This window comes from Nonomuraea sp. NPDC050478, from assembly GCF_044458265.1.
GTDB classification, from domain to species: Bacteria; Actinomycetota; Actinomycetes; order Streptosporangiales; family Streptosporangiaceae; genus Nonomuraea; species Nonomuraea ferruginea.
In genome coordinates, this window is record NZ_JBITHT010000003.1 from 607,786 (window position 1) to 620,424 (window position 12,639).

A 12,639-nucleotide genomic window follows, 5' to 3' on the forward strand; every position below is an offset into this window, starting at 1 on the left:
CGCGCCGACGCCTTTACAAAGTAGATTCGCGCCCGGGACGCGACGCGGCGATCAGGACTTCAGCACCTTGGTCAGGGCCTCCGCGACGTCGGCGGCGCGGGCCGGGTCGTCCATGAGCATCGCCTGACGCACCCACACCACGTTGACGGCCGCCTCGTCGGCGGCGGGGCACGGCCCGGTCCTGGCGCCCTCCGCGGCGAGCGCGGCCATGGTGCCGAGCGGCGGGTATCCCGCGTCCAGCGGCACCCCTTCGGCGGCCATCGCGGCCAGCAGGAAGTCGCGCTCGACGGGCACGCCGATCCGCAGCATGACCAGGTGCCGCGAGTCCCGCGTCGTGCCCGGCGGCGGTCCCAGCATCGTCACCGGCAGGCCGGCCAGCTCGCGTTCGAGCGCGGCGCAGAAGGCGGCGCGGCGGGCGAGCTCGTCGTCCAGCCGGTCCAGCCACGGCAGCAGGAGCGCGGCCTGGATCTCCGTGAGGCGCAGGTTCCAGCCGACCGAGGGGTGGCCGTACCACTGGCCGCCGGGGCGGCGGCCGACGTTGCACACCGACCAGATCGCCTCGTACGCGGACTCGTCCCGGCAGACGACGAGCCCGCCCTCCCCCGCCGTCATCGCCTTGCTGGACTGGAAGCTGAACACGCCCGCGTCGCCCAGCCCGCCCACCGGCCGGTCCTTGTAGGCGGCGCCGTGGGCCTGGGCGGCGTCCTCCACCACCGCGAGGCCGTGCCGGGCGGCGAGGTCGGTGATCGGGTCCATGTCGGCAGGGCTGCCGGCCAGGTGGACGGGCATGACGGCGGCCGTCCTGGGGGTGAGCGCGTCTCGTACGGCATCCGGTGACAGGTGGAGGTGGGCCGGGTCCACGTCCGCGATCACCGGGACCGCGCCCGTGAGCAGCACGGCCGTGGCCGAGGCGACGAAGGTGTAGGCGGGCACGATCACCTCGTCGCCGCGGCCCACGCCCAGGCCCTTGAGCGCGGCGAACAGGCCCAGCGTGGCGTTGCCCGCGGCGACCCCGTACGGGACGCGGGCGGCGCGGGCGAACGCGGCGACCAGGTCCGTGACCACGGAGCCGCCCTGGGTGGCGCCCCACCGCCCGCTCTCCAGCACGTCCATGACGAGCTCGCGCTGGCGGGGGTCGAGCGGCGGCGGCCACGCGGGCCAGGGGTCGGTGCGGACCGGCGAGCCGCCGTGGATCGCGAGCGTCACGGGAGGTCCCTTCTTCGGCGCGGGTTTCGGTACGGGCGGGCCGGATGCGACTGAGGTACCGGCGTGGGCGAACGGGTGCGGCGTGAGGTTCCGGCGTGGGCGGGCGGGTGCGGCGTGGCGGGCGGGTGCGGCGTGGAGGTCAGGGGAGGCGCGGGCCCAGGATGCGGGCCAGGTTGCCGCCCTGGATGAGGGCGCGGTCGGCGGGGGCGAGGGGAGCCAGGGCGATGCGGCCGTAGCCGATCCTGAGGTCGAGGAAGCAGGCGTCCGAGCCGAAGACCACCCGTTCCGCCCCCGCCAGCGAGGCCAGGCGGGCGATCCAGCGGCCGGTCGACTTGGAGCCGCACACCTCCAGGAACACGTTCGGGTGGCCGGCCACGAGGCGGGCGGCGCGGGCGAACCCGGACGGCCACAGGCCGGTGTGGCCCATGAGGATCGGCACGTCCGGATGCCGGGCGGCGACAGTGGCGAACTGTTCAGGGTCGCTCCACGGAGAGTCCGTCTGCCCGTGGGAGAGCACCGGCAGGCCGAGCTCCCAGACCGGGTCGTACCGAGGGTCGTCGAGGCGGCACTGGTGGACGTCCGGGTGCAGCTTGACGCCCCACACGCCGTCGAGCGACAGCGGGGTGCGGTGGTGCGGGTTGTAGACCTGCCAGACGCCGAACCGGCCGGGGTGGCGTTCGGCGATCTCGCGGGCCAGCCGGTTGCCGCGCCCGGCGTCGGGGCCGACGGCGAGCAGGTGGCTGATGCCCATGGCGGTGACGCCGATCCGGTCCATGGCGGCGACCAGGCCGCCGGCGGTGGGGTCGGGGATGAGGAAGTCGGGCCAGGTGCCGACGTGGCCGTGCGCGTCGAGGATCATGGGCGGCCTCCGAGCAGCCTTTCCAGGGAGCCCGCCGCGATCAGGCCGGTCTCGCGCGGGGTCAGGCCGAGGTGGTCGAGGAGGAAGCGCGGGCCGCAGTCGTCGGCCACCGGGGCGCCGGTGCCGAACACCAGCCGCTCCGCGCCGAACCGCTCGGCCAGCCACTCCACGCCGCCCTGGGTGTTCACCGTGCCGGTCTCCACCCAGACGCCCGGCGCCTCGGCCATCAGCTCGGCCAGCGCGCGCAGGCGGCGGTAGCCGGGGTTGAGCACGAGGATCCGCAGGCCGGGCAGCCGCTCGGCGAGGGTGCGGAGCTGCGCCGTCGAGGTCTCGTCGAGGTCGACGGCGACGGCCGGGCCGGGCGCCGCCCCCGCGCCCAGGGCGGCGAGCCAGCGGAGCGCGACCGGGCCGGTCAGGTCGAACCGGTGGCGCTCCGGGCAGAGCCGCACCATGCCCACCCCCCACGCCCGCACGGCGTCCGGCGTGGCGGGCGCGCACGCCCCCGGCACGCCGGGCACCACGACGGGCACCGGGACGAGCCGGGGGTCGCCGAGCGCGAAGAGGGCGTCGTTGCCCGCCTCCGCGTCGGAGTAGAGGCTGAGGGTGTGCGTCACCAGCGCCCTGGCGATGCCCAGACGGTCCAGGTCGGGCCGCGGGTCCACCGGCAGGTCGTCGAACGGCACGGGGCCGGCCAGCCGGTGGGCGTCCACGATCAATTTCGGCACAGACCGAAATCTAAGACCCGGGAGTGGGAACCGTCAAGGCGGGGCAGCGCGGGTCCAGCCGGATCCGCGCCAGGTCGCGGCCCGCTATCGCCCAGGCGTGCCAGGAGCCGGGCTCGAAGTGGAGCTGCGGGTTGGTGTGCCACTCGTCGCCGAGACCGGTGGCGAGCAGCGTGGCGCCGCGCTCCGCGTCGAGCTCGTAGGCGTTGCCTCCCTCCCGGAACACCGAGGCGAAGACCCGCCCGCGGTGCACGGTCAGCTCGCCGTACCCGGACAGTTTGCCCTGCTGGACGATCTGCCGGGTGGCCGGGTCCAGGGCGATCCAGGCGCCGGAGTCCCGCTTGTACGACGCGTACAGGAGCCCGTCGTGCACCAGGACGTCCTGGAAGGTGCGGTGGCCCGGCACCGGGTCGGCCTGCCACAGGACGGTGCGGGTGCGCAGGTCGAAGGCGGCGATGGACGCGGTCGGCGTGCTCGTGCCGAACACGTCGCCGGCCAGGTAGACCACGCCCTCGTCCGCGTCGAGTGACAGGCTCATGAGGTTCTGGCCGGGGATGACGTCCTGGTAGACGTCAGCCTCGCCGGTGCGGGGGTCCACGACGGACAGCGCGCCGGGGATGGACGCCGACAGCGACGAGGTGGCGACCAGGAGCTTGCCGGTGCGCGGGTCGTACTCGATGTCCCAGGGCCGCTTCTGCTCGTGGCCCAGGTAGCCGAGGCTGCGCACCTCGTCGGTGCGGATGTCGACGGAGACGATCTCGCCGGTGGGGTACATGGCGGCGTAGATCTTGTTCCCGTGCCTGACCATGGCCTTGGGCTCGCCCGGGACGCGGATCCTGCGCTGCTCGCCGGTGCGGAGCGCGCGGACGTCCATGGCGAAGTGGCCGCCGACGTACAGGGCCCGGTTGGGGACGAGCACCATGCTCTGCGGCCGTTCGGCGCCGGCCGGCATCCCCGCGTCGATCAGGTCGGTGAACTCGGCGGCGCCGGTGCGGGCGTCCAGCGACCACAGTCCGCCGCTGCCCGCGAACGACAGCAGGGTGTCCTCGCCGGTCACGTGGAGCAGGCGGGTCTCGTCCCCGTAGGACGGCGGGTCCACCACGCGGGTCAGCGCGGTGTCGCCGGTCCGGTAGCGGTAGACGGTGCCGTCGGGGCGCGAGGCGGCGTAGACGGTGCCGTCGGCGGTCACGGTCAGGGCGTCGAGCAGGCCGGACTCGACGGTGACGCGCCGCAGGTCCGTGCCGTCCTTGCGGACGTCGATGAGCTCGCCGCCGGCGGCCGCGAGCACCCGGTCGCCGTTGAGCGTGACCACCCCGAACGCCGCGCCCGCGTCGGCGAGCTGCCTGATCTCGCCGCTCGCGCGGTCGATCCGCATGAGGAGCCGCTTCTCCAGCAGGCCGGCGTACACGTGGGTGTCGTCGGCCGCCACCGCGCGGACGTAGTGCTCGCCCGGGGCCAGCACGCCGAACCTGCGGACCGCGCCGCTGCCCGGGACGTACTCCCAGACACGGCCGTCGGAGGAGGTGCCGGCGTAGAGCGTGCCGTCGGGGGCCGCGGCCAGGCTCCACACGAAGCCGCCGACGGCGCCGAAGGAGTGCAGGTGCGCCACCTCGCCGGTGGCGATGTCGAAGCTGTAGAGGTCGGGCACCGGATACGTGCCGACGTACACCTTGCCGCCGGACACGGCGACCGCCCAGCCGCCCTCGGGCTCGCCCGTGGCCGGTCCGTCGGGCAGCGTGACGCTTCTGATCACCTTGCGCGTGGCCAGGTCGAGCTCGGCCAGCACCGGCGGCTTGGGGCCGCGGCTGACGAGGTAGGCGCGGCCCTCGTGGACGGCGGCGCCGACGATGGCGGCCGTCACCGAGGCGGGCCCGTACGTGGTCACCGCCGGGTCGCCGCAGCGCGACGGCGCGGCGGAGGCGGGCGCCGGGAAGACGAGCGCGGGTAACAGGACCGCCGCCACGGCGAGCAGGGATCGGATCATGCCCATACCTCGTTCATTCGTGCTTGATTTTGGGCCAGACCGTAACTTTATGAACGGGATACGTCAATGGCATGATGGCCCGCATGTCGATGGAGGAGGGGGCCGCCATGGCTTTCGACGCGTGGAGTCTGATAGGCGACCTGGAGGTGGCGCTGGACGTGGACGTGCTGGTCGGGGCCTATCCCGACCGCGACGGGCCGCCCGGCGCCGCGGAGTCGGTGGGCGGCCTGCTGGCGGAGCACCGCACCGCGGCCGGGGCGGTGGCGAGCCTGCGGGCGGCCCTGTTCGACATGCGATCGGGCAACGACGAGGTGCTGGCCCTGGGCGGCGACCCGCGCTGGCTGCCCGTCGGCACGGTGGACCTGCGCGACCCGATCGGCGCGGGCCGCGAGCTCGACCGGCTGGCGGGCGCGGGGGTGCGGGCGGTGCGGTTGTTCCCTGACGAGCAGGGCGTGGAGGCGTCGTTCCCGTCGGTCCGGCATGTCGCCCGGCGGGCCGCGGAACTCGGGCTGGTGGTGCTGACCGGCGGGGACGTGCGCCGCTTCTGGCAGCCGTTCGCGGGGCTCGGCGCCCGGGTCGTCTTCCTCGACACGCACTTCTACCATCTGGGCGACTTCCTGGTGGCGGCGCTGGACGAGCCGGGGTTCCACACCTCGACCCGGCTGCTCAACTCCCCCGACGCGCTGGAGACGGTGGCCGCCGAGGTCGGCGCGGAGCGGCTGCTGCACGGCACCCGCGCGCCGCACTACGAGCCGATCGTGCCGCTGCTCCGGCTGGCGACGAGCGGGCTGGGTCCTGACGAGGTGGCCGCCGTGGCCGGGGGCAACGCGAGGAGGCTGCTTTCATGATCATCGACGTGCACGCGCACTGGGGGCCGTGGTTCTTCACCATGGACGTGGCCGGGGCGAGCCTGGCCACCATGGACCGCTACGGCATCGGCAAGGCGATCGTGTCGGCCACCGAGGCGGTGATCTACGACGCCCCGGCGGGCAACCGGGCGCTGGCCAGGGTGCTCGACGGGCAGGACCGGCTGTACGGGTACGTCACGGTCAACCCGCGGCGGCTCGGCGAGGCGGCCGGGGACCTGCGGGAGCTGACCGGCCCGTGGGTCGGAATCAAGATCCACACGGACTACACGGGCTCCCCGGTGACCTCGCCGCGGATGCGGGCCGCCCTGGAGCTGGCCGCCGAGGCGGGCCTTCCGGCGCTCGTGCACACCTGGGGCGCCTCGGTGCTGGACCTGGCCCAGGTGTGCCTGGACATCCCGGAGCTGCGGGTGATCGCGGGTCACATGGGCGCCGACGGTCACCGCCACGCGATCGAGGCCGCCAACGCCTGCGACCGCCTCTACCTGGAGCCCTGCTGGTCGCACGCGCCGGCGGGCCGGATCGCCGAGGTGGTGGCGGCCGTGCCCGACCGGCAGCTGCTGTTCGGCACCGACGCGACGCTGATCGACCCGTCGTCGGCGTTCGGCGCGGTCGCCGCGGCCGGGCTGACCGGCGTGACGGCGGAGCGGGTCGCCTGGCGCAACGCCGCGGAGCTGTTCAAGATATAGACATTACGGCCCAGTCCGTTATAGCGTGCGGCGAAACTTCACCTGGGAGCCGCACATGATCCCCCGCCGTCGATTCCTGCAGGCGGCCGCCGCGTCCACGGTGGCCGCCGCCCTGCCCGCCACGCTGCCCGCCACGCTGCCCGCCGCACCCGCGCACGCCGCGCCGGTCCCCGAGGGAACCCTCACCGACCTGGGTCCCGCCAGCGTCGCCAGCCCGCTCGGCAACGCCGAGTTCGTCGGCGGCGTGCTCTACGCGGGCTCGCGCGGGCTGTCGCCCAACGTGGTCGGCGCATACGATCTCGCCGAGGATTCGGTCACCGCCCATTTCGACATCCCGACGGGCATCGGCGTGTGGGCGATGTGCAAGACGGGCACCGACGTCTACGTCGGCACCCACTCCAAGTCCGACCTCTACAAGCTCGACACGGTGGCGGGCACGCTGACCAAGGTCGCCTCGGTGCCCGACCACTTCATCTGGAGCCTGGCCGCCTCCCCCGACGGCAAGGTCTACCTGGGCACCTCCGAGCCGGGCAGGGTCAAGGAGTACGACCCGGCCACGGGCGTCGTGCGCGACCTCGGTGAGGCCGCGCCCGGCGAGGCGTACGTGCGCGCCGTCCAGGCCGACGACCGCTACGTCTACGCCGGCGTCGGCGCCAACGCCCACCTCGTCGCCATCGACCGGGCCACCGGCGAGCGGCGCGACCTGCTGCCGCCCGAGCTGGCCGACCGCGACTGGGTGTCGAGCATGAGCGTCTCCGGCACGCACATCGCCGGCGGCATGAACTCCCTGGCCGAGCTGCTGATCCTCAGCAAATCCGACCCTTCCGACCACAAGGTCGTCAAGGCCACGGCCCCGGGCGAGAAGTACATCGTCTCGGTGCTCATCCACGACGGCTACGTGTACTTCGCGGGCCGCCCCTCCGGCACCTTCTACCGCTGCCGCCTGGACTCCGGCGAACTGGAAGTGCTCGGCGTGCCGTACTTCGAGGCCGCCACCCACCGCATCCTCGCCCACGAGGGCCGGATCTACGGTGTGCAGGACAACGCGGTGTTCGTCTACGACCCCGAGACCGGCGCCATCGACTACCGCAACCTGGTGCAGCGCGGGTTCAGGGCCGCGCCCGAGGAGCCGATGTCCGTGCACAGCGACGGCCGGCGCGTCTACGTGGGCGGCAAGAGCGGTGCCGACATCCACGACCTGGCGACGGGCGAGGTCACCAGGCTCGCCATCCCCGGCGAGCCAAAAACCATGCTCACGCTCGGCCACACCACCTACCTCGGCGTCTACACCCAGGCCGCGCTCTACGCGCACCGCTCAGGCCAGGCCGAGGCGGAGTTGCTCGCCCGGGCCGGCAACCAGCAGGACCGCCCGCGCGACCTGGCCTACGACGCCAGGACGGGCCTGATCGTGATGCCCTCCCAGCCGGAGCCCGGCCACATGAACGGCGCGCTGACCCTCTACTCCCGCCGCACCGGCGAGTACACCGTCCAGCGGCCCGTCGTCGAACGCCAGACCGTCTACTCGGTCGCCACCAGGCACGGCACCGCCTACCTCGGCACCCTGATCCAGGAGGGCCTCGGGCTGCCCCCGGTCACCACCACCGCCCGTCTGGCCGCCTACGACCTCGTCCGGCGCAAGCTGCTGTGGGAGCTCGAACCCCTGCCCGGCGCCCGCTCGATCATCTCGCTCTCGCTCGGCGTCGTGAATCTGTACGGCATCTCCAGCACGGGCGAGGTGTTCGAGTTCGACCTGCTGCGCAAGAAGGTCACCAGGACGCTCAAGGTCGGCAACCGCGGCAGCGACCTGCACGTCGTCGGCCGGGTGGCCTACTGCACGGACGGCGACAAGGTGTACAAGATCGACCTGGTCACGTTCACCGTCAAGCCGATCGCCGAGGGCCTGGCCGGGCAGTGGTTCGGCGGTGAGCCGAAGCTGGCGCTGGATCCCTCGCGCAAGGCGTTGTTCGGGGTGAAGGGCCGCGACCTGGTCCGCATCGCCATCACCGGCCGCCGATGAGGCGGCGTGAATCCTGTGGTTTCGGATGATCCACGGGTGATAGGACGAGGGGATGCGATATCCATCCCCTCTGCGCCCCGGTGACCGGATCGGCGTCACCTCCCCGTCCAGCGGCGTGGACAAGACCCTGCACGACCGGCTCCAGGTCGCGATCCGCACCGTCGAGGCGCGCGGCTACGAGGTCGTGACCGGGTCGTGCATGGACGGCGCCGGCCACGTCAGCGCGCCCGCGGCCGAGCGGGCGCGCGAGCTGACGGACATGCTCACCGACCCCGCGATCAAGGCCGTGGTGCCGCCGTGGGGCGGGGAGACCGCGATCGACCTGCTCCCCCTGCTCGACTGGGAGGCGCTGCGCGCGGCGGAGCCGACCTGGGTGGTGGGCTACTCCGACCTGTCGACGATCATCACCCCGCTGACCCTGCTGACCGGCGTGGCGACGATCCACGGCAACAACCTCATGGACACGCCGTACCGGGTGCCGGACGGGCTGCTCGGCTGGCTCGACATCGTGGCGCTGCCGTCCGGCGCCACGTTCACCCAGACGCCGCCGGGCCGCTACCGGGCGCAGGGCTTCGACGAGTGGCAGATCTCTCCCGAGGCGGACGAGTTCACCCTCGACACGCCCGGCGGCTGGACCCGGCTGGACGGCGACGGCCCGGTGACGGCCGAGGGCCGGCTGATCGGCGGCTGTGTCGAGACGCTGTGCAACGTCGCCGGGACGCGGTACGCCGACACCTCTTCCTTGTCCGCCGACGGGCTCATCGTGTACGTCGAGGCGGACCAGCACGACGCCGGCACGATCTGCCGCCACCTGCACGGGATGCGCCTGGCCGGGTTCTTCGACGGCGCCACCGCGATCCTCGCCGGGCGCACCCGCGCCCCCGGCCTGCTCACGCTGACCCAGCACGAGGCGGTGCTCGACGCCCTCGGCGGGCTCGGCGTGCCGATCATCGCCGACGTCGAGTGCGGTCATGTCCCGCCGTACCTGCCGCTGGTCAACGGCGCCCGCGCGCGCGTCTCGTACGCCGGAGGGCAGGGCGAGATCACCCAGACGCTGGCGTGACGCGCTCGTGCAGGGTCAGCAGGGTGTAGGCCGCGACCGACCCCGAGTCGCCCACCTCGCCGGCGCGGAGCATGTCCTCGAACTCGGCCCGGCTCACCCACCGCCGGCGCATGTCCTGCTCGGTGTGCTCGCGCTCGGCGGCCCCCGCCTCCAGGCCGGTGGCGAGGTAGACGTGCAGCCGCTGGGTGGCCAGGCCGTGGGCGTTGTCGAGCGCGCCCAGCGGGGTCCAGGTCCGCGCGCGCAGGCCGGTCTCCTCCGCCAGCTCCGTCCGCGCGACGTCCTCGGGGGTGGGCTCGGCGGCCGAACCCTGCGGGAAGCTCCACGACCGGCGGCGCACCGGGTAGCGGTACTCCTCCACCAGGTGGAAGCCGTCCCGCTCCATCGGGATGACCAGGGCGAAGTCGGGCTTGTCGACGTAGCCGTAGGTGCCGCGTGATCCGTCGGGACGTTCGATCTCGTCCTCCCGGACCTTCATCCACGCGTTGGCGTAGACCACCTTGGTCGAGAGCTGCCTGATCGTTCCGGCTTCCGCATCGCGCATGATCCGATGCTAGCTGTCTGGTTTGTCCGCTGGTGGTGTGACAGATCGGAGTACGGTCTCGCGCTCTCCGACCGGCAGGGCGGGGCCGTACGGGTCATGGGCGTGATCGTGAGAGATGCGGCCTTCAGCGGCGGCGAGCCAGAGCATGCGCTGGACGTAGCCCTCCATGGGGTCGGTGAACGTGGCCGCGGCCAGGCGGTCCAGGCGGGACGACGCGTCGTGGAAGGCGGGCAGGTCCGGACCCCGGAAGGCGCGCATCACGGCGGCGGTCAGCCCGACCTTGGCGGCTGCGATGCCCACCAGGGCCGCTTCGGCACCCCACAGCAGGGACGGGGCGAACATGCGGTCCTCGCCGGTGATCGCGAGCCGGCCCGCGTCCCTGGTGAGGGCGATGGCGCGCTGGCAGCCCATCGCGTCCGAGAGCAGGGCCGTCTTGAGGCCCGCCACACCGGGATGGGCGAGGAGGCCGCGCATCACCTCGGGCGGGCAGGGCCGGGTGTAGAGGTCGAAGGCGATCATGGGGAGCCGGGCCGCCCGCCAGACGGCGTCATGGTGCGCGAGCCGGTCGCCCGGCGACGGGAACACCAGCACCCCGGTGGCCCCCAGCTCCGCCGCGAGCCTCGCCTGCTCCGCGGCGCCGTCAGGCTCGCCGTCCTCCGGGATGGTGCCCTGTCCGGGTGTGCCGCCCACGCCGGCCAGGACCGGGACGCCGAGGGCGACCGCGCGCCCGATCACGGCGGCGCGCACGTCCGGCGTCAGGAAGGGGCCGCGGCCCGTGTGGGCGAGGACCGCCAGGGCGCCGGCGCCGTCCGCGACGAGGGAGGCCAGGTAGCGGGTCACGACGTCCGGGTCCACCTCGCCCGCGGCGGTCATGGGCGTGGCCGCGGCGGCGATCAGCGTGCCACGGAGGCGATCCCGGAGCTCACGTGCAGCAATATCCACATTAATGAGCCTATTTGAACCCGGTCATCGCGATGCTGTTCACCAGATACCGCTGCAGCAGGAAGAACACCAGCAGGCACGGGATCACCGAGATCGTCGCCGACGCCATGAGCATCGACAGCTGCATCTCCTCGGTGCGCAGCGTGGTCAGTCCCACGGTCAGCGTCCGGGTGGCGTCGCTCTGGCCGACGACCAGCGGCCAGAGGAAGTCGTTCCAGTGCCACAGGAACACGAACACGCCCAGCGTGGCCATGATCGGCCGGGTCAGCGGCACCACGATCGTCAGATAGACCCGCAGCTCCGACGCCCCGTCCACCTTGGCCGCGTCGAACAGCTCGTCCGGCAGCCCCATGATGAACTGCCGCATCAGGAAGACCGCCTGCGAGTTGGCCAGCGTCGGCACGATCAGGCCCCAGAACGTGTCCACCCCGTCCAAGCTGTTGACCAGCACGAACGTGGGGATGAGCGTGGCCTGGAACGGCACCATCATGGTCGCCAGGAACGTCCAGAACATCGTGTCGCGGCCGGGGAAGCGCTTCTTGGCGAACGCGTAGCCGGCCATCGACGCGGTGAGCAGGATGACCACCACGGACACGACGGAGTAGACGAGCGAGTTGACCGTCCACTCCACGAACCCGGACGCCGACAGCACCCTGGTCAGGTTGTCCAGCGTGAGCGTCTCGGGCCACTGGGCGGGCAGCGTCGGCTGACCCGCCGGCGACAGCGCCACGATCAGCATGGCCAGGAACGGCGCGACGGTCAGCACCGACAGCACGGCCAGCAGGACGGCGAGCGGCCACCTGGCCCGTCGGCGCGGCGCCCGTCCGGCGGCGCGGTCGCGGGCGAGCGGCCTGGATGCGGTGAGCGTCACGTGTTCCCCCGGTCCAGGAAGCGGCGCTGGATCAGCGACACGGCCAGGACGATCGCGAACAGCACCACGCCCCAGGTCGCGGCGTAGCCGAAGTCGAAGGAGCGGAAGCCGTGGTCGTAGATGCCGTAGATGAGCGTGTACGTGGCCCGCGCCGGGCCGCCGCCGGTCATCACGTAGATGGTGTCGAACACCTGGAAGGCGCTGATGGTCTCGATCACCAGGACGAAGAAGAGCGTCGGTTTGAGCAGCGGCAGCGTGATCCGGCGGAACTTCTGCCAGGCGCCGGCCCCGTCGACCGTGGCGGCCTCCAGGTAGCTGGCCGGGATCGACTTGAGACCGGCCAGCAGGATGAGCATCGAGTAGCCGAACCCCTTCCACACCGACACCACGGCCAGCGCGGGCAGCACCAGCGACGCCTGCTCCAGGAACGCCACCGGGCCGAGCCCCAGCTTGCCGATCAGGCCGTTGATCAGCCCGTCGAACTCGTAGATCCAGCGCCAGACGATGCCCGCCAGCACGAAGCTGGTCACGTACGGCAGGAAGAGCATGCCGCGGAACAGGCCCCGCATGAACACCACCTGGTTGAGCAGCAGCGCGGTGCCGAGCGCCACCAGGACGGTGAGCGGCACGTAGATCGCCGCGTACACCAGCGAGACCCGCAGGCTGAGCCAGAAGTTGACGTCGCCGAGCAGCCTGGCGTAGTTGTCCGCGCCGACGAAGCTCCACTCGCCGCCGATGTTCCAGTTCGTCAGGCTCATGCCCGCCGCCCCCAGTGAGGGGAAGATCCGGAAGATCAGGAAGAGCACGAACACGGGCAGCACGAACAGCAGCCCGGTGACCGGGTCACGCAAGCGATGACGCACGGCGTTCCTTTCTCGT

General features: G+C 72.7%; 12 protein-coding genes. 4 read left to right on the top strand and 8 right to left on the bottom strand.

Going from position 1 to position 12,639, the window contains the following annotated elements; all coding sequences use genetic code 11:
* Positions 1-51: 51 nt before the first annotated feature.
* The 4 genes from ACIBF7_RS17240 to ACIBF7_RS17255 form a co-directional block, all read right to left on the bottom strand.
* Positions 52-1,206: a DegT/DnrJ/EryC1/StrS family aminotransferase gene (locus tag ACIBF7_RS17240; RefSeq protein WP_397197534.1), complete on the bottom strand. Its 1,155-nt coding sequence runs from the start codon at positions 1,204-1,206 to the stop codon at positions 52-54.
* A 139-nt stretch (positions 1,207-1,345) separates the two neighbouring features.
* Positions 1,346-2,065, bottom strand: a complete 720-nt coding sequence (locus tag ACIBF7_RS17245) for an amidohydrolase family protein (RefSeq protein ID WP_397197535.1) — start codon at positions 2,063-2,065, stop codon at positions 1,346-1,348.
* A complete protein-coding gene (locus ACIBF7_RS17250; RefSeq protein WP_397197536.1) occupies positions 2,062-2,790 on the bottom strand; it encodes an amidohydrolase family protein in 729 nt (242 codons plus the stop codon). Before ACIBF7_RS17250 ends, ACIBF7_RS17245 begins: the two co-directional genes overlap by 4 nt.
* A 10-nt stretch (positions 2,791-2,800) precedes the next feature.
* Positions 2,801-4,771, bottom strand: coding sequence for a PQQ-binding-like beta-propeller repeat protein (locus ACIBF7_RS17255; protein ID WP_397197537.1), 1,971 nt, complete (start codon positions 4,769-4,771; stop codon positions 2,801-2,803).
* Between the two features lie 83 nt (positions 4,772-4,854).
* Here ACIBF7_RS17255 and ACIBF7_RS17260 point away from each other — a divergent pair, with 83 nt between their 5' ends.
* The 4 genes from ACIBF7_RS17260 to ACIBF7_RS17275 are packed head-to-tail and all read left to right on the top strand — an operon-like array spanning position 4,855 to position 9,406.
* Entirely contained in the window at positions 4,855-5,619 is a 765-nt protein-coding gene (locus tag ACIBF7_RS17260) for an amidohydrolase family protein (protein ID WP_397197538.1), read from the top strand.
* Complete coding sequence (locus tag ACIBF7_RS17265; protein ID WP_271274928.1) at positions 5,616-6,326, top strand: amidohydrolase family protein; 711 nt, start codon at positions 5,616-5,618, stop codon at positions 6,324-6,326. Before ACIBF7_RS17260 ends, ACIBF7_RS17265 begins: the two co-directional genes overlap by 4 nt.
* A 55-nt stretch (positions 6,327-6,381) precedes the next feature.
* Complete coding sequence (locus tag ACIBF7_RS17270) at positions 6,382-8,343, top strand: hypothetical protein (RefSeq protein ID WP_397197539.1); 1,962 nt, start codon at positions 6,382-6,384, stop codon at positions 8,341-8,343.
* Positions 8,344-8,395: 52 nt separating this feature from the next.
* The gene (locus tag ACIBF7_RS17275; protein ID WP_397197540.1) at positions 8,396-9,406 is read left to right on the top strand and encodes a S66 peptidase family protein; all 1,011 of its coding nucleotides are present in this window, start codon (positions 8,396-8,398) and stop codon (positions 9,404-9,406) included.
* Here ACIBF7_RS17275 and ACIBF7_RS17280 read toward each other — a convergent pair.
* The 4 genes from ACIBF7_RS17280 to ACIBF7_RS17295 are packed head-to-tail and all read right to left on the bottom strand — an operon-like array spanning position 9,387 to position 12,623.
* The gene (locus ACIBF7_RS17280; RefSeq protein ID WP_148030460.1) at positions 9,387-9,947 is read right to left on the bottom strand and encodes an NUDIX hydrolase; all 561 of its coding nucleotides are present in this window, start codon (positions 9,945-9,947) and stop codon (positions 9,387-9,389) included. The genes ACIBF7_RS17275 and ACIBF7_RS17280 overlap by 20 nt on opposite strands.
* 9 nt (positions 9,948-9,956) lie before the next feature.
* Positions 9,957-10,889 carry a dihydrodipicolinate synthase family protein gene (locus ACIBF7_RS17285; protein ID WP_397197541.1) on the bottom strand — a complete coding sequence of 311 codons (933 nt, stop codon included), beginning with the start codon at positions 10,887-10,889 and terminating at the stop codon, positions 9,957-9,959.
* 10 nt (positions 10,890-10,899) lie between these two features.
* Positions 10,900-11,760, bottom strand: coding sequence for a carbohydrate ABC transporter permease (locus tag ACIBF7_RS17290; protein ID WP_397197542.1), 861 nt, complete (start codon positions 11,758-11,760; stop codon positions 10,900-10,902).
* Entirely contained in the window at positions 11,757-12,623 is an 867-nt protein-coding gene (locus ACIBF7_RS17295) for a carbohydrate ABC transporter permease (RefSeq protein WP_148030458.1), read from the bottom strand. The genes ACIBF7_RS17290 and ACIBF7_RS17295 overlap by 4 nt, the downstream gene beginning before the upstream one ends.
* Positions 12,624-12,639 lie beyond the last annotated feature (16 nt).

Coding starts and splice junctions, on each gene's coding strand:
- ACIBF7_RS17245 (WP_397197535.1), bottom strand. CDS start 2,065: ATGATCCTCGACGCGCACGGCCACGTCGGCACCTGGCCCGACTTCCTC.
- ACIBF7_RS17255 (WP_397197537.1), bottom strand. CDS start 4,771: ATGATCCGATCCCTGCTCGCCGTGGCGGCGGTCCTGTTACCCGCGCTC.
- ACIBF7_RS17260 (WP_397197538.1), top strand. CDS start 4,855: ATGTCGATGGAGGAGGGGGCCGCCATGGCTTTCGACGCGTGGAGTCTG.
- ACIBF7_RS17265 (WP_271274928.1), top strand. CDS start 5,616: ATGATCATCGACGTGCACGCGCACTGGGGGCCGTGGTTCTTCACCATG.
- ACIBF7_RS17270 (WP_397197539.1), top strand. CDS start 6,382: ATGATCCCCCGCCGTCGATTCCTGCAGGCGGCCGCCGCGTCCACGGTG.
- ACIBF7_RS17275 (WP_397197540.1), top strand. CDS start 8,396: ATGCGATATCCATCCCCTCTGCGCCCCGGTGACCGGATCGGCGTCACC.
- ACIBF7_RS17280 (WP_148030460.1), bottom strand. CDS start 9,947: ATGCGCGATGCGGAAGCCGGAACGATCAGGCAGCTCTCGACCAAGGTG.